Here is a 17,908-nt window from a genome sequence, read left to right as displayed (position 1 = left end):
CGACTCACGATTGCACAAACTGCTGATGCGCAGTATACAAATGCGAAAGAGCCTGTGAAAAACGTGGCCCTAGACCCAACAAGAGCAAGTCATCCATAACTACCACACTGTGATGGTGCCCTGCTGGTGTTAAGTTAAGCCCTGTTTGCTCTAAAAATTGTGCTACTGAACGGTATCCACTTAACGAGTGCTGACTTAACACAATCAACTCAGGCTGTGCCGCAATCAAACTTTCATGAGAAACCGGTTTATAGCCAATATGGTCTTTACCTAAGTTATCTAAACCCAGTTGATCCAGTAGTAACTGCGCTACGGTTGATTGACCGGCCCATTGAATTTGGTGACTACGCTGCATGAGCACAGCAACTTTCTTTAGTTTTCGTATAGGATTGAGGCGAACTTGCTGCTGTATTTGTTCAATATTGGATTGAACGTGATGCTGTAACTGTTGCGCCTTATCGGGCACCTGCAAAATTTGCCCGATACGCTCAATGCGTTGATACAAAGAGGCCAAGGTGGCATCGTCGGGAATGGACTCAACACGTACGCCCAAAGCGCTCAGCTGATCCAGCACACGTTTAGGCCCAGCCTGCTCTGAAGCTAGAATTAAGCTAGGCTTTAGGCTTAGCACCCCCTCTAGAGATAAACTGCGGTAGTAGCCCACCTGCGGCAAGTCAGCAACCTGAGGGGGGTACAAACTTGAAATATCGCTTCCTATCAATAAAGAGCCTTGCCCTAGCTCATAAATAATTTCAGTCACGGTGCCACCCAGACTAAGTACACGTTCTGACTGAGTCTCCTGTGACCAAACAGAACGCGTTACTCCTGTCATAATGGGCAACGTCAAAGCAAGCAGCGAAGAGATGCATTGGCGTCTATTCATAATTAGGCAGCTAAAGGGGAATCGCAAAAAGACTCAAGCAGCTGTCGCCATTCGGCTAATTCCGCCTGACCGGGTTTGCGCGCACCAAAAAACTGCACGATGAGCTCACCTTGCGCGCTATAGCATTCTAATGAGGTAACACACCCATCGACTGTGGGTTTATTGACGACCCAGCTTTGTGTAATGGCCTCTGTATTCAAATGCAAATTAAAGCTTGGATCAAGAACATTGAACCATGGGCCTGTACGGCGTAACTGCTGAATCGGCCCCGTATGAATTTGCACAATGCCTGCATTGGATACAAAACACATAATCGATAAACCTGAGGCAGCAGCTTGCTCTAGCATGCGTTCTGCGGTGCTGTTGGCTACAGGCTGTGCTAAATCATGCCCCACATCACGCAAGGCTGTTAGTCGCGACACATTAAACTGCATCAACATAGAGTGAAAAGCGTGGGTGTCTTTTAAGCCTAACCAGTGTTCTCTTAATCCTGCCGGAGCCTGAGTCAAAGTCTGATCTTCTTTTGGCGTAGCCGTTTTAATTTCGGGCCAATAGCTACCGATTGGCTCTGCATACGCACTGACTAAAGCATCGTAGGCGGCTTGATCCGTCTGTTCAGTACAAAACACTTTATGCAAAGCATGCCCATACACATCAAAAAACTGCAAGGATTTTCGACCTTTATCTTCTACAGCCCAGACAGTGCCCCATGTAGAAAAAAACAAACGTAAGTCAATATCGGGGCCTAAGACTATGCCCGACTTTTCCCCTGCCTTGATGTTCTCATAGCGCCCATGACGCTCGTGCACGCAGTCGTTATTACGTGTTAAGGCCATCACACTGCCTAGCTCCCCCACGCGCAACAAAATCTCTTGGGCTGAAGCCTTTAGGTGGCGGGCCTGAATCTCTCCACACTGGGCAGCAACTAGCTCTAACTCTGTTAAGCCTATTTGCTTGGCAATGTCGCGGATACGACCTGGTTTACTCGCAACAGCCATGTTGTATTGCAGCTGCGTAGCTGTGATCTGATCGTGATAATACATAATTCATTCCAAATAATAATAAAAACACAAATGAGAATCGCTATTATTTAATAGTGATATGTCAGATTCAATTTAAACGTACGCCCTGGTTCTGTGTAGCTAGCTACAGGTGCACTACTACGCCCCCCAGTCTGCGGCACATTTAACGCTTCCCAATACTGCTTATCAAATAAGTTATAAATGCCAGCCTGTAAACGCAAACCTTTTTGCGCTGGAGGCTGCCACCATGCTGCTAAGTTCATTACACCATAACCAGGTGCTTTAAAATCAGCAGGTGTAGAGCCTGAGGCTTCGGGGTTAGCCACTTTGTTGCGCTTTAAAGCCGCAACCAAGCTTAGCTCTCCGCCCCAGCTATGAGAGTCGTACCCTAATGCCGCAACCATTTTCAAAGGTGCAATAGCATTAATTGATTGGTTCAATGTGGTGTCTTTGCCGCGAGCCCAAGCAAGACCTGCGCGGGAATACCAATGTTGTTGCCAACGTGCTTGAGCACTTAGCTCAATCCCTGAAATACGCACTCTAGAGCGATTAATAGCAGTGCTTACCCCCATTGGGTAAAGACCATCCCACGCCGGGTTCCAAGCCTCAGAATCTGCGGTGATATTAACTTGATCTTCAATAAAGTTTTTATAGTGATTCTGATAAACACTAAATTTTGCCCCTAGGTCTTGGTCCCCCCACTGTGCTCCTAGCTCCCAGCCGCGACTGGTTTCTGCTTTTAAATGTGGGTTGCCTACGCGTAAATAGGTACCCGGAGCCCCATAGTTGGTGTAGAGCTGCGCAGCGTTGGGGGCCTTGTATCCCAAGCCATAATGCGCATACAGACCCAATGTCTCAGTAGCTTGATACTCAAAGCCTATCGACGGTGATACGTAACTACCTGATGCTTTACCGGCTGTGGTTACTGTAGAGTTGGGGTTGTCATTGTAGGCAGCACTGCTCTTAGGGTTGTACTGATAAGAATCAAAACGTAGGCTAGGGCTAATGGCGTATTTGCCATCATCCCATACCAACCGGTCCACCGCCCACAGTGCTAATACTCGCCCTTTGACTTCAGGCCGATCGGCTTGATTTGTATGAAGTAAATCGCAAGAACGTGGCCCCATCGGTGCGGGTCGTTGGGCTAGATTAGGGGGGCAGTTATCATAACCACCGGAATACTGCTCACTGTCGCTGCGGTACGCATCCATACCCAATTGCCACTGATGCTCAATGGGTTGATCTGCAGCAAACACCCCTGCAAGACCAGCTAGCACCCCATAGTTTTTTTCCTGCACCTCATTATGACGACCAAAAGCGCCATACGGGTAGCCATAACCAAATGGATCTCCCGGAATGGCTGAAGCTCGTTCATCACGCAAGCGCCATGCCTCTTGCTCTGCACTTAGACGTTGTTTTTGCCAATAAGCCTTCACAAAACCTGATGCTAGCTTGGCTTTAGGATCGGGGGCTGTAAAGTCATACCCAGCCACAATGCGATCACGTTGCGTGGTGCTGTATGTTTGATTCTGCCCCACTTCAAAACTGGTGCCTGGTCCCTGCTCACGTAAATTGTCTAAAGTACTTTTTTTTCTAAAACTTTCTGCTGACAGTTGTAATACATGCCCCGGTTGCAAATCATGTTCTAGCTTTAGCAAAACATCATGCTGACGCGTTGTTTCTGGATTAGCCTCTATACGACTTGTCCCCAGTCCACCTTGACCACCGTAATTTTTTAACTCATGTCCACGGCGCTGACCGGTTTGTACTAACCAACGTGTACTTTCTTTAAGTTCTCCCGCTACCGCCACTGCCGCCCCACGGCTAGTATCAGCACTGTCATAATCGGTAGAGACAATAAAACCAAAAGATTTGCCGTCTAATACATCTCTAGGGGTTAGACTCAACACATTGACCCCACCTGCGAGCTGCCCCGTCTGATGAGATGCCGCTCCGCGTAATACTTGCACACTGGATACACTTTGAAAGCTTAGACTCGCTAACCCACCAGTGACACCACGCGCTCCGTCATCTAACCATGGCAGCCGAATCCCATCCAAGCGCACATCCACGCGGTCTTTATCCATACCACGCAAGTTCACACTGCCATTACGTGCATTAAAGTGCAGACCCGGCTCAATTCGATTTAGATCTTCCCAACGAGTAACAGCGTTATTTTTTAGCTCTTGCTGAGTAATGACGGAGCTACCCTCTGGTAACTCGGTTTGCAGCAACGATTCGACTTTAACAGACGGCAGCACGGGGATCTCAATTGCCCAAGCTACTGAGCTCAACATGGTCATTGCGCTTAGGCTAAGCACCCATGGAGTCGACTTTAATTGGTTTTTTTTCTTCATTACACCCCCAATAAAAACGGTAATGATAATCGTTATTATTTAGATTATCAACCAGTGTTTTAAAATAAGGGGTTGATATCCTTGTCCATCAACGTTAAGATAGATACACATTTAGAGTTGAACGCACTGTTCATGCCAACCTGTTACCCGTACAAGGTGGATACATAATGTGGCATTATTAATGCAATACTGGGTGATCGCAGCCCGCTTCTAGCGGGCATTTTTTTATGGGGTTATTTATACCGACTTGCTCGCCCCGGGCATTCTGCCAAAGAGCTAAAAAGGAAATTATGGCTAATGAATTTACTATTGATGGTGAACGATTTACTACAACTACAGTTCCTGGTTCAGCGCTGGTTCAAATTTACCACCAAACCAAAAAACGGTTAGTGGCTTCATTTAACCCCAATACCGCTTCGTTATTTAGCCCTAGGGCATATGGTTCCTGGTCAAGCATTCATCCAGACACTAGCCTCAGCCTTTTGGAAAAAATAGAGCCGCACTTAGTTGAGCAATGCAAACAACGCATTATCAATCGCTACAAATAGAAGCCTGTTCTTAAATAAAAAACCCGCTTGAAATAAACGGACCCCAATAAGTTGGACACCCATCCAGCCCTTTGGGGTCTTTTTTATCAAATCGCGCGGAAACCCCCGCCGGTCAGGGCGGAGAGGAATAGCGCGGACGCGCTAGCGTCTTCGTATCAGCTTGGCGTCTGTTGTGGCTCAATGTATTGTCGGACGATCTCGACAGGCGCACCGCCACAGCTTGCGGCAAAGTAGCTAGGCGACCAGAGGGCACCACCCCATAGTTTGTTGTGAATGCTCGGATACTGCTTTTTGCGAATCATCCGGCACGTCTTTAGTGAACACATCACGGCGGTACTTTGTCACAAAGACCAAGTGAGCGTGCAGGTTAAAAACCAGTGTCTACCGCGTCGAATGTCGTTGTTTTTCTTCATAGGCCAAGTATAATTCTTCGTATGAAACGATGGCAAGCCTATCGATACGAACTCAAGCCTAACAGCGCTCAGCAACGCGATATGCGCCGCTTTGCTGGTGCGTGTCGTTTCGTATTCAATAGGGCGTTGGCGTGGCAAAAAGAGCGTTATGCCGCCGACAGCACGACGAAATTCAGTTATACCGTTCTGGCTAATTTCCTGCCCGCTTGGAAGAAGGATAAGGAAACAGAGTGGCTGAAACACGCACCAAGTCAATGTTTGCAACAAACGCTTAAAGACCTCGAGCGTGCCTACAAAAATTTCTTTGCCAAACGCGCCGCGTTTCCCCGCTTCAAGAAAAAAGGCCAGTCAGACCGTTTCCGCTACCCGCAAGGCTGCAAACTTGATCAGGAAAACAGTCGTATCTTTCTGCCGAAACTTGGCTGGGTACGCTACCGCAACAGTCGCGAGGTACTGGGCACGGTGAAAAACGTCACCGTGAGTCATAAGGCAGGCAGATGGTTCATCAGCATCCAGACCGAACGTGACGTGAAGCAACCGGTTCCGCAGGCCACGTCAGCGGTTGGCATCGATCTGGGTGTGGCGCGGTTTGCCACGCTATCGGACGGCACGTACTATGCACCGCTCAATAGTTTCAAGCGGCACGAAACCGCCCTGCGTAAAGCGCAGCAAGCCGTCAGCCGCAAAATCAAATTCAGCCACAACTGGAAGAAGGCGAAAGCCCGCGTCCAGCGTATTCACTCCCGCATCGGTAACGCCCGCCGCGACTACCTACATAAAGCCACGACCGCTATCAGCCAAAACCACGCGATGGTGTGTATCGAGGACTTAAAGGTACGCCACATGAGCAAGTCGGCAGCAGGCACAACCGAGCAACCGGGGCGAAACGTTCGGGCCAAGTCCGGTCTGAATAAAGCCATCTTGGATCAAGGCTGGTTCGAGTTCCGCCGTCAGCTAGACTACAAACTGGCGTGGGCAGGAGGTTGGCTCGTTGCCGTGCCCCCGCACTACACCAGTCAGACCTGCCCTGAATGTGGGCATTGCAGCCAAGCAAATCGCCCTACGCAAGCGCAGTTCCGATGTGTTGAGTGTGGTGTCGAGGAAAACGCCGATGTGGTCGGCGCGATCAATGTGTTAAGGGCGGGACACGTCCGGTTCGCCTGTGAAGTGAGCGGTGTAGTAATGCCGCCAGCAGCAGGAACCCACCGCAGCGACTCTGGGACGGCTCAACGCCTCCCTTGAGCGCTGTAGGAATCCCCGGCCTTTAGGCGGGGGAGGATGTCAAGGCTTATTCCCGTATTTTGTTACTTATTGGCATTTGCCTGAGAGATTCCTCAGGTTCTGACTAAAGGGATAAGGTATGATCAGTTTATTGTGTGCTTTAATTTGCCGTTTATTATGATGCGTTCTCGCTCAGCCTCCTATTCCTTCCTCAAGCTCATTTTGCTGCTTAGCATTTCGCTATTGGTATTAACAGCTTGCAGTTTAACTCCCCTCCAAGACAGAACTCACTCTACGGCTCTTAGCACGGAAGAATCTTTTCATACTGCTATAGGCACAGCGTTAAAACCTCTAGCACAACAAAATCCCCAATTGAGTGGTATTCGTGCACTAACTGATCCTCATGACGCATTTGCAGCACGTGCCGTACTGGCCCGTTTTGCAGAAAAAACCATTGACGTGCAGTATTACATTTGGCGCGCTGATACCACCGGATATATGTTATTAAACAGCTTATATGAAGCCGCCAATCGTGGAGTACGGGTGCGTTTGCTGCTTGATGATAACGGCATAGACAAACTAGATACGCAACTTGCTTTACTGCATCAACATGAAAATGTTGAGATTCGTGTTTTCAACCCCTTTCCTTTTCGTACTTTCAAGCGCTTAGGCTATCTATTTGATTTTGTTCGTTTAAATCATCGTATGCACAACAAATCATTTACTGTAGATAACACGGTAACTATTGTTGGAGGTAGAAATATCGGTGACGAGTATTTTGGGGCCACAGACCAAGTACTCTTTGCCGATTTAGATGTTATTGCTATAGGCAAAGTCGTAGACGATGTTTCTGTCGATTTTGATAAGTATTGGGAAAGCCCTCTGGCCTACCCTATAAATCAAATCGTGTCCTTACGCAGCCATCAAACTCTAGACCAGCTTGATCTCAATGCTTTCATTCAAAGCAACCCAGCTAGAGCCAAAGAATATTTGCAAGTACTGCGCCAAACCGATCTGATTCAAAACTTGATTGAACGCAAATTAGACGTTGAGTGGGTAAAAACAGAAATGGTTAGCGATGACCCAGCAAAGGCCTTGGGTCAGGCGAGTCCTGAGCAGCTTTTAACCTATCAGCTACAATATGCCGTTGGCACACCCGAATTCACCTTAGATTTAATCTCGCCTTATTTTGTACCTACCAAAACAGGGGTACAAAACTTTTCCGTATTGGCAGACAACCCAAATTTAACTATTCGCATTTTAACCAACTCGTATGAAGCCACCGACGTCGGGGCCGTCCATGCGGGCTACATGAAAAGACGTAAAAGCATTTTAGAAGCAGGTATTGAGCTGTATGAACTAAAAAGCAACTCGTCTGGCAATTTACACAAAATAGGCAAAACTCCCTTTGGTAGCTCGGGTTCAAGTCTGCACGCTAAAACTTTTTCTATAGATAACAAACGGGTTTTTATTGGGTCATTTAACTTTGACCCGCGCTCAGCCAATTTAAATACAGAGCTAGGCTTTGTGATTCATAGCCCGACTTTAGCCAAAGACATTTCTGCTCTTTTTGATAACCAAATCCCTTATGAAAGTTATCAGGTCGCGCTCAACGATAAAAATAAGGTGTATTGGATCGAGCGTGAGGACGCACACAGCGTACCTCAAATTTATAAGGCTGAACCTGGAACAAGTTTTTTTAGCCGGTGGTGGCTGCAGTTTGTTTCTAAGCTACCTATTGAATGGCTGCTTTAAACCTCCCAGTCAATCAAAGCCCAATCCACGTCTTTGGTTTTGCCAAGGTTGCTAGATGTGTTGCTAATAAACCGTACCTGAGCGCGTCGCCCTAATTGGTGCAAAATAGTTAGCACATACACATAACTGGGCGTGGCAAGCTCGGGCGTTTGCGCACTATCGATTTCTTGTGCAGTACCAAATTTAATATGTGCTGGATAGGTTAAATATATATGGCGTTTGGCTTTGGATTCTAATTTACGTAAAGCGCCAGCCATATCATCGACTAAGGTGGATCGTGAAGCCACAACAATGTCGCACTGTGGAACGTCTGCCCAACACTGATCCCAATCTTTACATAATGTAGTTATATTATGCGCATCATAATGGTGTGCATTATGCATCAGTTTATCTAACATGCCCTGACTGAAGTCCAAGGCATACACATGATTTACATGAGCTGCTGCTAACACAGCAATAGCGCCTGAACCGCTACCCACGTCTAATAAGGTATCGGTGGGCGTTAAATCCATCGCCCCGATAAAGGCACGCGTATAGGGTGTCTCAAGTTGCCCTATTTCAACAGCTTGGGCTTTTTGATTCCATTGATCCGGCGACGATTTAGGGCGAGCTGCGCGTTTTTTATGGGTTTTATATAATTGAATAAAGTCAATATCGTAAATACTTTGAAGAGCCATAAAATTTTCTTTTCTATGTGATGAGCGATAGATGTATATAAATGCCAGAATAGCCTATGATTAATATATTTTGAACTTGGACTTTCACTGACCCACTTGGAGTCTTTCATGCAACGCTTGTTGACACGCTATACTGCATTTTATGTTGTTATCCTGGCTGCTGCAGTATTCAGCCTACTCGCACTTCAAAAGAGTGCGGCGTGGTGGATTTTAGCGGTTCCTTTTTTAGCCCTTAGCTTTTTAGGTCTAATAGACCTAACCCAAACCAGACATGCTATTCGACGCAACTACCCTGTCATAGGTAACTTACGTTTTCTTTTCGAGTTCATCCGTCCAGAAATACGACAGTATTTTATGGAAAGCGATGACCAGCAACTGCCCTTTTCCCGTGCAGCCCGCTCCTTGGTCTATCAACGCGCCAAACAACAAGAAGACAAGCAGCCGTTTGGTACCCAACAGGACGTCTATAGCCCAGGCTACGAGTGGATCAATCACTCCATGATCCCTAGCCAAATCAAAGACGTCAACTTTAAAGTGACCGTAGGCGGTCCAGACTGCACCCAACCGTATGCTCTATCCGTGTTTAATATTTCTGCTATGAGCTTTGGCGCATTATCAGCCAATGCGGTCATGGCTTTGAACCGCGGTGCTGTGTTGGGCAACTTTGCTCACGATACCGGCGAGGGCGGTATTAGTCGCTACCACACCAAGTACGGTGGCGATTTAATTTGGAATATAGGATCAGGCTATTTTGGTTGTAGAGACGAACACGGCAATTTCTCTCCAGAACGTTTTGCCGAGCGTGCGCGTCAAGACCAAATCAAAATGATTGAAATTAAACTCTCACAGGGCGCAAAGCCTGGTCAGGGTGGTATTTTGCCTGGCGCTAAGGTTACCCCTGAAATTGCGGCAGCACGCGATGTGCCTGTTTGGCAAGATTGCATCTCTCCCCCCCAGCACAGCGCTTTCACTACACCTATAGAGCTGCTTCAGTTTGTGAAGCAACTACGTGACTTGTCCGGTGGCAAGCCGGTAGGCTTTAAGCTCACAATTGGGCACCCGTGGGAATGGTTTGCAATTGCCAAAGCCATGCTCGAGACTCAAATCACACCAGACTTTATTGTTGTAGATGGTGCCGAAGGCGGTACAGGAGCCTCGCCCGTAGAGTTTATGAACCACGTCGGTGTTCCTCTAGTCGAAGGCTTACGTTTAGTTCACAACACCCTAGTGGGTATTGGTTTACGAGAGCAAATTAAAATAGGCGCTTCAGGTAAGATCATCAGTGCTTTTGATATGGCACGTATTATGGCCCTAGGTGCCGATTGGTGTAATAGTGCCCGCGGTTTTATGTTTGCTATAGGCTGCATTCAGGCCCTAACCTGTCACACAGGCAAATGCCCTACCGGTGTAACTACCCAAGACCCCTTACGCCAAAAAGCGCTAGTGGTTTCAGATAAATCATTACGTGTAGCAAGCTATCACAACAACACATTAAAAGCCTTAGCCGAGCTTTTACGCGCCGCCGGTCTACATCACCCTTCTGAGCTTCGTCCTCACCATATTGCACGTCGCTTAGAAAACGGCGAGGTCCGAGTGCTTTCCGCCCTCTTTCCCGACTTGGAAAAAGGCGAACTGCTACGCGGCGAATACAGGCAAACGGTTTTCCGTGCCTCGTGGCCCATGGCTAGCGCCAACTCTTTTGCGCCACTTTACAGTTTAAGCGCAGCCCTATCAGGCTTGTCCAAAACCGATCTTCCTAACTAAGACCCAGACTTCAAACAGGCACCTTCTTGGTGCCTTTTTAGTACAAATAAACAAAAAGGCATGGGGGTTAGCCATGCCTTAATGCCGTTCCTATATGCTTTGCTTAGTTTTTCACTGAGCTCAAGCGAGGTGCAATCATATTTTGAGGGGTCAAAATGTCTGCCAGCATCTCTTCGTCTAATAGCTGTTCTTCGCGCACTAGCTCTAGAATACCGCGTCCGGTAGCTAACGCTTTTTTAGCAATACGGGACGAGTTCTGGTATCCAATATAAGGGTTTAATGCAGTAACTAAACCTATAGAATGCTCGACTAAAAATACGCAGTGCTCTTCATTGGCCGTAATACCATCAATACAGAGCTCGCGCAGCATATCCATTGAGCGCTGCAATAAACGCACAGACTCAAACATTTTGTAGGCAATGAGTGGCTCCATGACGTTTAATTGCAACTGACCCGCTTCGGCAGCCATGGTAATGGCTAAATCGTTACCTGCAACTTGAAATGCAACCTGATTAACCGCTTCAGGTATAACTGGATTAACTTTACCTGGCATGATCGAGCTGCCTGGCTGACGTGGTGGCAAATTGATCTCGTTAATTCCTGTACGGGGCCCACTCGAAAGTAAACGCAAGTCGTTACAGATTTTAGAGAGCTTCATGGCTGTGCGTTTCAACATGCCAGAATGCAAAATAAAATCACCCATATCGGAGGTGGCTTCAACTAAATCTGAAGCGGCCTTGATAGGCTGCCCGCTAACCTGAGCCAAAGCACGGATGGCAAGAGCTTGGTAGTTAGGGTCGGCATTGATGCCTGTACCGATTGCTGTACCACCTAGGTTCATTTCACACATAATCTCGGGCACGAGTGTACGTAAACGCGCTAGGTCTTCTTCGAGATTTGTGGCAAAAGCGTTGAACTCTTGTCCTAAAGTCATGGGTACCGCGTCTTGAAGTTGGGTACGACCCATTTTCAAGATGTGGTTAAATTCGGCTGCTTTGGCTTTAAATGAATCAATCAGTTGCTCTAAGCTAGTAAGCAACTGTTTATGACCTAACAACAGACCTAAGCGAATAGCTGTTGGGTAAGCGTCATTGGTAGATTGTGCCATGTTCACATCATTGTTGGGGTGAACCTCGTGGTAATCCCCTTTGGCACAACCTAGACTTTCTAAAGCAATGTTCGCAATGACTTCGTTAGCATTCATGTTGGTAGAGGTACCTGCCCCACCTTGGATCATATCAACCACAAACTGATCGTGGTATTCACCCTGAATAATACGCTGGCAAGCAGTCGTAATAGCTTGATATTTGCGATCGTTTAAATAGCCTAACTTGTGGTTAGCCTCAGCAGCGGCTTGTTTAACCATGACTAATGCCACGATAAAATCAGGGTAAGCAGACAGCGGCACATCAGACAACGTAAAGTTGTGCATAGCACGCAAGGTTTGAACGCCATAATAGGCGCTAGATGGGACTTCGACTTGACCTAAAAGGTCTTCCTCTAAACGAGTGGATTCAATTTCTGACACGATATTTCAACCTAAGCAAATGCTTTAAATATATAAACGGCGAAAATTTATTTTACGGCGCAAAAAACCAATTGCGCTATTTTTTTTTGTGTTTTCTGGCAAAAAAAGCATTTTTTATATTATGAAAACAACTAAGATTAGCACCTAACCCTTGACAATCCAAGCCTACAGCTCATAACTGAAGCAAAAATAACCCGTTGGCTTGACTTAGTAACAACCTAAAAGGCAGATATAGGATTTTGCACTGCTACTAATCAAGTTGCATTAAACGCAATGCATCGGTATTTATGTAACCAATACGACCTTGGTGATTGCAGACCAGCCACCAACTACCACGTTGAGGGTGCGTTAAAAATGCAACATGTGGCGGTATCACACCTACCACTTGGCTTGCCGTACGAGGGCGTTCATACATAGTCAAGGTTCGTGCCAAGCTGTGCCCTTTTTTTTGAAAAAAATGAGTAGGCATAGGCGTGACCTTCCAGCCAGATGAACTACGTTGCACTACCGCTTGATCCTCGAGCTGACGCAGTATTTTTTCAATCGTAGCGAGATTTAAGCCTAAATGACGCGCTAAGGCCGGTGTATCTACCGTTTGTTGTAACCAGAGCCAATTTGCTGCCTCTGTCACCAAATGCATGGTTTGGATTCCTTTTTGCAGAAAAAACCCTAGGGCATCACCTAGGGTTTGGGCAGACTTGGGATTAATAACTAGTACAAAACACGGCAGCGCATAGTACCAGGAATTTCCTTTAGAGTCTGATAAGCTAGCTGCGAGTGATCGGCATCGACATCGATAACCACATAGCCCACCGCCTCGTCCGTTTGCAGAAACTGCCCACTGACGTTAATGCTGTTGTCGGCAAAGACTTTATTAATTGCTCCCAGCATACCAGGTTGATTTTTATGCACATGCAATATGCGATGTTTATCAGGATGCGAAGGCAGTGCCAACTCGGGAAAGTTAACCGACGACACAGAGGTACCGTTATCGCTGTATTTCACCAATTTTTGGGCAACCTCAATACCAATGTTTGCCTGAGCTTCCTGAGTGGAGCCGCCGACGTGCGGTGTGAGTATAACGTTGTCTAAACCACGCAATGGGCTGATGAACTCGTCCTTGTTAGAGCGGGGCTCGACGGGGAACACATCAATAGCAGCACCAGCAAGATGTTTGGTATCAATGGCTGCTTTTAAAGCATCTATATCAACCACTGTACCGCGAGCAGCGTTAATTAAAATGGCACCTGGTTTCATGGCGTTGAGCTCTTTTTCGCCCATCATCATGTAAGTAGAAGGAAGCTCGGGTACATGCAAAGATACCACATCGCTTTCAGCTAAGAGTTCAGTTAGAGTGTCGACTTGGCGTGCGTTACCCAACGGCAGTTTCGCTACCACATCGTAATACAACACATGCATGCCGAGCGCTTCGGCCAGCACAGAAAGTTGGGTGCCGATATTGCCGTAGCCAATAATTCCCATTTTTTTGCCACGCGCCTCGAACGAACCTGTTGCGGTTTTTAGCCATTCTCCGGCATGGGCTGCGCGACTTTTTTGTGGTACACCACGCAAAAGCATAATGGCCTCGGCAAGCACGAGCTCGGCCACAGAGCGTGTATTAGAGTGTGGTGCATTAAAAACCACAATACCGCGCTCGCGTGCTGCGTTAAGGTCGACTTGATTCGTACCAATACAAAAGCACCCAACGGCCACTAATTTTTCAGCCACATCAAACACGTCTTTGGTTAACTGAGTGCGAGATCGAATCCCTACAAAATGCGCATCGGCAATTTTTGCCTTGAGCTCACTTTCAGGTAAGGCGCTAGAGATGGATTCAATGTTGGTGTAGCCCGCTGCATTGAATGTTTTAATGGCATTTTGATGCACACCCTCTAGAAGGAGAATTCGAATTTTGCTTTTATCAAGTGATGTCTTGCTCATCAGTAACCCTTAGACACGTTGGAAATACAAATAAAAGAAGGTAGCACATAAACCGCTACCTCAACCTGAATTCCATTTAAGAAAACTAGTCTTTTCTTTAACTAAAAAATCAAGCTCGTAGGCTTGCTCATTAAGCCCATCTTACCACTATAACAAAGCTGTTGGGCAGAAGGTACTAAGCTCCTGTTTTAGGCTGCTGTACCTAGACAAAATCTACATGCTCAAACCTAGCGCTTTAAGTAAGGCGTATAATTAATGCTTTGCTTATCTAGGACTAGATTTTGAGTATTTTAGCCAGTATCAACGATTTTTTTGGTGGGGAATTTGCGCGTTTATTAAGCTCAATCGCCGTCATTGTGGCTGCCATTTTTTTTAATCATCTGAACGTACGCTATCAGACAGCTCCAGCACGGGTTTTGAATCGTGGCTCCCAAGGCCGCCAACAACTGGTATTGATTAAAAACGTTATTATCTTAACGGCCGTTTGTTTGGTTATTATGATTTGGGCCACAAAAATTGTAGGCATTGCTTTGTCTTTGTCGGCTTTTGCCATGGCATTGGTATTGTCTACCAAAGAGCTCATCATGTGTATCACAGGCTACACACTATTTGCTCTATCCAGACCTTTTAATGTGGGCGATCATGTTGAGCTAAGCGGTGTACAAGGTTTAGTGGTGGATGTGGATTTATTAAATTTAACCCTATCGGAAACCAATGGCTCTCATCAAATCACAGGCAAAACCATTATTTTGCCTAATAGCGTATTGTTAACCGCTGTTATTAGTAATAACTCCAGCTTAAATACCTATGTAATTGGAAGTGTACGTTTAGCTGTGCCCTACGCCACCCCGCGCGAGGAATTTACCCAGCTCGCGTCTCAGATCGCTGCCGATGTATGTGAGCCGTGGTCACAAGACTCATTAATGCACTTTCAGCGACTAGGCTCAATTGCATTGTTAGAAACCCCATCAAACAAAATCGAAGTCTTTTGGCACCCTGTTGATACCAAGCAACATTGGGTAGAAATTCGTTATATGGTGCCAGTCGCACAGCAAGAAAACGTAGCACAACGCATTCAAAATCAAATCTGGGTACGTTATGGGGATCAACTGATAGCTGCTAATCAAGCCTAAACCCATCCGATTTAGTGCTAGCCCTCTAGATACAGCAATGCTAACGTAGAGATATTGCTTTCTTTTTGAGTCTTATCATGAGCTTAGTACTTGCGCTCCTAGTCATAGCCATTGCTGTACGCCGCACCAATTGGCAAGCGTTACGCACCGACTCCGACCGGATTCAATTAAGCCTAATCGCCACATTAATTTTGGCTTCTATTTGGATGCTGCAAACGGGCATCCAGCCTGGGCTGAACATTCATTTTTTAGCCTTAACTACTCTGACTTTGTGTTTAGGGTGGCGCTTAGCTATTGTATGCGGCACGGTGGCCTTAGTTTTGGTGACCTTATTAGGCATAAACGCATGGCACAGTTTTGGGGTTAACCTTTTACTTGGCGTGATAGGGCCTGTCTGTTTTACGTATTTTGTTTTTCTGCTGACGTATAGCTATCTTTATAGACATCTTTTTATTTATACCTTCATCGCTGGGTTTTTTAATGCTGCATTGACCTTAGCGGTGTCTATGTTGGCTTTTGCGTTGTATGCTTATTTTACTGGTATGCACAGCTGGACAATCATTGTGCAAGACTACCTCAGCATTTTGCCATTGGTTATGTTTCCCGAAGGCTTAATTAACGGCATGAGCTTAACGGCGTTGGTTATGTATAGACCGGAATGGGTTTGTACCTATTCCGATCGCGACTATCTATTCAAAAAAAAATGAGCACTGTGCTTTTAAACACAGCGCTCAATACCACTATTGGTTTATAAACCTAACAAATCACTCATGTCATCCGCATGCTCTTCTTCAGAGGCCATGATTTCAATTAACATTTGACGCGTTGTGGGGTCAGAGTCCCCAATCTCTACTAGCATTTGTCGATAAGACTCTATAGCAATGCGCTCTGCAATAAGGTTTGCACGAATCATGTCTTTAATATCCGTACTGGTGTCATATTCTGCATGGCTGCGTTGAGTTAAAGTGGCTGGGTCCAAATCGGGTTCACCATTTAGCTGCACAATACGCTCTGCGATACGATCAGCATGGCCTTGTTCTTGCTGAGCGTGCTCGAGAAACTCGGCTTTGATGGACTCGTTATGGATACCGGTCGCAGTAAAGTAATGGCGCATATAGCGCAGCACACAGACCCACTCTGTGGCCAAGGCCTCATTTAACATAGAAATAATTTTTTCTCTATCACCTTGGTATCCCGAAGCAACGGCTCCATCTTCAACATGTTTTTTAGCCGCTGCACGAATAGCTTGTACATCAAGAACGCTGTTCTGTTTGCTCATCACATATCTCCTGATAAATGGGTCTTTGAGTCATGCCTGAAATCAGACAGTTACTGACACCATACCAAGAGCTATAGACCCACCAGCGTAAGCAAATGCAAACTAATGTGTCTATTAGTGCTGTGACCACCCTAAAACGATGATAACCATACCCAATAAACTTAATCCTGCTCCTACTAGATCAAACCAAGACCAACTGGCCCCATCGACCACGCGTAACCAAAGCAAAGCCGTTACGACATAAACACCACCATACGCCGCATACACACGACCACTAGCAGCCGGGTGCAAACTAAGCAGCCAAATAAACAATGCCAAGCTAATTACAGTGGGGAGTAATAACCACGGGCTGCCTTTTTCTTTCAACCAAAGATACGGCAAATAACAGCCCACAATTTCTGCTATGGCAGTGACGGCAAAAAGCGCAACCGTTTTAATAACTGTCATATATTCTGTTGTTTATTGATTCGACGTAGGAAAACATCAATCATTTTAATGGTTTGATTGTCCCCGCGTGTTTGAGCAGTAGCCCGTGCGGTTGCCAATACCTCTTGGGCTTTGCTCATGTTTCCGGCCTCAAAATGACTGCGTCCTAGCCAAAACCCAGAGCTGGAATGGTTGGGATCCAATTCAAGCGCCCGCTCTAGGTGCATAATGGCTTTGTCATAAGAATGTTGCTCTGCATAGGCTTTACCTAAGCCAAACCGTAGTAATAAATTATCTTGGCCAGAGTTCAACATGGTCTCTAGACGTGTAACTAAATCTGACATGACTGTCTCCTCTTAACTCTTAATGAATCGAGACCTAACTTAGCATAACGTGCCGCTTGGCTCTTGAATACACCTGCTGCGTACCTTTCAATTCATGCCATGCACAAGCTGTTCACTCTTTTAATATATTAAATTATATTATATATTAATGAATATTAATTTTTATATAGGAAAACACATGTTACGGTTTGATGTTCCCCCTGTTTGGTCAAATGTGGCCCGTTGGGAGGCCTTTGTTAGCTTTGTAATAAGTGGTTTAGCGCTGTTATATAGCCCTTGGCTAATGATTATTCTTTTAGTGCAGGGTTTAGTGCGCGGTTTTATGGGACCACAAACATGCCCGGCACATCGTCTTTGGAATTACGGTTTTGAGCGTTTAGGCTGGGCAGGACGTAAAGAGAATGCGGGTGCCAAGATGTTTGCCAACAAGGTCTTAGCCTTGGCTTCGACCGTAGCACTTATTGCGTACGCGATGGGTAGCTCAATGTGGCAAGTGCCCGTAACTGCTTTGCTGATTTTTACTAGCTTAGAGTGGGCTTTTTCTTTTTGTGCCGCTTGTTGGGTTTATGGCGCTTGGTACCGCTGGTTTCCTCCTAAAACCTAAAGTATTACTAAGG

The 17,908-nt window shown here is 46.3% G+C and carries 17 protein-coding genes, 1 pseudogene and 1 riboswitch; of the genes and pseudogenes, 7 read left to right on the top strand and 11 right to left on the bottom strand.

The features are described from left to right. Positions 1 to 4: 4 nt before the first annotated feature. From ACBP46_RS04935 to ACBP46_RS04925, 3 genes are read right to left on the bottom strand one after another with little or no spacing between them, the layout of a single operon-like run. Positions 5 to 883, bottom strand: coding sequence for a heme/hemin ABC transporter substrate-binding protein (locus ACBP46_RS04935; protein WP_371015633.1), 879 nt, complete (start codon positions 881 to 883; stop codon positions 5 to 7). 2 nt (positions 884 to 885) lie between these two features. Continuing rightward, positions 886 to 1,926, bottom strand: a complete 1,041-nt coding sequence (locus ACBP46_RS04930) for a hemin-degrading factor (RefSeq protein WP_371015632.1) — start codon at positions 1,924 to 1,926, stop codon at positions 886 to 888. A 47-nt stretch (positions 1,927 to 1,973) separates the two neighbouring features. Continuing rightward, a complete protein-coding gene (locus ACBP46_RS04925; RefSeq protein WP_371015631.1) occupies positions 1,974 to 4,262 on the bottom strand; it encodes a TonB-dependent hemoglobin/transferrin/lactoferrin family receptor in 2,289 nt (762 codons plus the stop codon). Positions 4,263 to 4,364: 102 nt separating this feature from the next. Then, a riboswitch (SAM-I-IV-variant riboswitch) is annotated at positions 4,365 to 4,463 on the top strand. A gap of 89 nt (positions 4,464 to 4,552) precedes the next feature. On the opposite strand from ACBP46_RS04925, the gene ACBP46_RS04920 reads away from it, so the two are divergent. Beyond that, positions 4,553 to 4,810, top strand: a complete 258-nt coding sequence (locus ACBP46_RS04920; protein ID WP_371015630.1) for a hypothetical protein — start codon at positions 4,553 to 4,555, stop codon at positions 4,808 to 4,810. A gap of 155 nt (positions 4,811 to 4,965) precedes the next feature. Here ACBP46_RS04920 and ACBP46_RS04915 read toward each other — a convergent pair. Next, positions 4,966 to 5,223, bottom strand: a pseudogene (locus ACBP46_RS04915) (transposase). 21 nt (positions 5,224 to 5,244) lie between these two features. Here ACBP46_RS04915 and ACBP46_RS04910 point away from each other — a divergent pair. Both ACBP46_RS04910 and ACBP46_RS04905 read left to right on the top strand, forming a co-directional pair. Then, complete coding sequence (locus ACBP46_RS04910; protein ID WP_371015629.1) at positions 5,245 to 6,465, top strand: RNA-guided endonuclease InsQ/TnpB family protein; 1,221 nt, start codon at positions 5,245 to 5,247, stop codon at positions 6,463 to 6,465. A gap of 159 nt (positions 6,466 to 6,624) precedes the next feature. Next, positions 6,625 to 8,199 carry a phospholipase D family protein gene (locus ACBP46_RS04905; RefSeq protein ID WP_371016050.1) on the top strand — a complete coding sequence of 525 codons (1,575 nt, stop codon included), beginning with the start codon at positions 6,625 to 6,627 and terminating at the stop codon, positions 8,197 to 8,199. Here ACBP46_RS04905 and ACBP46_RS04900 read toward each other — a convergent pair. Then, entirely contained in the window at positions 8,196 to 8,876 is a 681-nt protein-coding gene (locus ACBP46_RS04900; protein ID WP_371015628.1) for a class I SAM-dependent methyltransferase, read from the bottom strand. The two genes, ACBP46_RS04905 and ACBP46_RS04900, sit on opposite strands and share 4 nt — an antisense overlap. Positions 8,877 to 8,984: 108 nt before the next feature. Here ACBP46_RS04900 and ACBP46_RS04895 point away from each other — a divergent pair, with 108 nt between their 5' ends. Next, positions 8,985 to 10,640: an FMN-binding glutamate synthase family protein gene (locus ACBP46_RS04895; protein WP_371015627.1), complete on the top strand. Its 1,656-nt coding sequence runs from the start codon at positions 8,985 to 8,987 to the stop codon at positions 10,638 to 10,640. A gap of 103 nt (positions 10,641 to 10,743) precedes the next feature. Here ACBP46_RS04895 and ACBP46_RS04890 read toward each other — a convergent pair whose 3' ends face one another. From ACBP46_RS04890 to serA, 3 genes are all read right to left on the bottom strand, one after another. After that, the gene (locus tag ACBP46_RS04890) at positions 10,744 to 12,168 is read right to left on the bottom strand and encodes an aspartate ammonia-lyase (protein ID WP_371015626.1); all 1,425 of its coding nucleotides are present in this window, start codon (positions 12,166 to 12,168) and stop codon (positions 10,744 to 10,746) included. 250 nt (positions 12,169 to 12,418) lie between these two features. Next, positions 12,419 to 12,808, bottom strand: a complete 390-nt coding sequence (locus ACBP46_RS04885) for an SH3 domain-containing protein (RefSeq protein WP_371015625.1) — start codon at positions 12,806 to 12,808, stop codon at positions 12,419 to 12,421. Positions 12,809 to 12,879: 71 nt separating this feature from the next. Beyond that, positions 12,880 to 14,109 carry a phosphoglycerate dehydrogenase gene (serA, locus tag ACBP46_RS04880; protein ID WP_371015624.1) on the bottom strand — a complete coding sequence of 410 codons (1,230 nt, stop codon included), beginning with the start codon at positions 14,107 to 14,109 and terminating at the stop codon, positions 12,880 to 12,882. Positions 14,110 to 14,390: 281 nt separating this feature from the next. Here serA and ACBP46_RS04875 point away from each other — a divergent pair, with 281 nt between their 5' ends. Both ACBP46_RS04875 and ACBP46_RS04870 read left to right on the top strand, forming a co-directional pair. Continuing rightward, positions 14,391 to 15,242 (top strand): mechanosensitive ion channel family protein, encoded by an 852-nt coding sequence (locus ACBP46_RS04875; RefSeq protein ID WP_371015623.1) that lies wholly within the window; start codon positions 14,391 to 14,393, stop codon positions 15,240 to 15,242. A gap of 77 nt (positions 15,243 to 15,319) precedes the next feature. Further along, the gene (locus ACBP46_RS04870; protein ID WP_371015622.1) at positions 15,320 to 15,949 is read left to right on the top strand and encodes an energy-coupling factor ABC transporter permease; all 630 of its coding nucleotides are present in this window, start codon (positions 15,320 to 15,322) and stop codon (positions 15,947 to 15,949) included. 41 nt (positions 15,950 to 15,990) lie between these two features. Here ACBP46_RS04870 and ACBP46_RS04865 read toward each other — a convergent pair whose 3' ends face one another. The 3 genes from ACBP46_RS04865 to ACBP46_RS04855 all read right to left on the bottom strand — a co-directional run bounded on the left by ACBP46_RS04865 (position 15,991) and on the right by ACBP46_RS04855 (position 17,291). After that, positions 15,991 to 16,521: a ferritin-like domain-containing protein gene (locus ACBP46_RS04865; protein ID WP_371015621.1), complete on the bottom strand. Its 531-nt coding sequence runs from the start codon at positions 16,519 to 16,521 to the stop codon at positions 15,991 to 15,993. 114 nt (positions 16,522 to 16,635) lie between these two features. Beyond that, positions 16,636 to 16,968 (bottom strand): YnfA family protein, encoded by a 333-nt coding sequence (locus ACBP46_RS04860; RefSeq protein WP_371015620.1) that lies wholly within the window; start codon positions 16,966 to 16,968, stop codon positions 16,636 to 16,638. Further along, positions 16,965 to 17,291, bottom strand: coding sequence for a tetratricopeptide repeat protein (locus ACBP46_RS04855; RefSeq protein ID WP_371015619.1), 327 nt, complete (start codon positions 17,289 to 17,291; stop codon positions 16,965 to 16,967). Before ACBP46_RS04855 ends, ACBP46_RS04860 begins: the two co-directional genes overlap by 4 nt. 178 nt (positions 17,292 to 17,469) lie before the next feature. Between ACBP46_RS04855 and ACBP46_RS04850 the strand changes: the two genes are divergently transcribed. Further along, entirely contained in the window at positions 17,470 to 17,895 is a 426-nt protein-coding gene (locus ACBP46_RS04850) for a DUF4395 family protein (RefSeq protein WP_371015618.1), read from the top strand. The last annotated feature ends 13 nt before the right edge of the window (positions 17,896 to 17,908 follow it).

Source organism: Paenalcaligenes hominis, assembly GCF_041359055.1.
In the GTDB taxonomy this organism is placed as follows: Bacteria; Pseudomonadota; Gammaproteobacteria; order Burkholderiales; family Burkholderiaceae_B; genus Paenalcaligenes; species Paenalcaligenes hominis_A.
The sequence above is the reverse complement of the archived record's forward strand: the minus strand, read 5'-3'. Positions and strand labels throughout refer to the sequence as shown.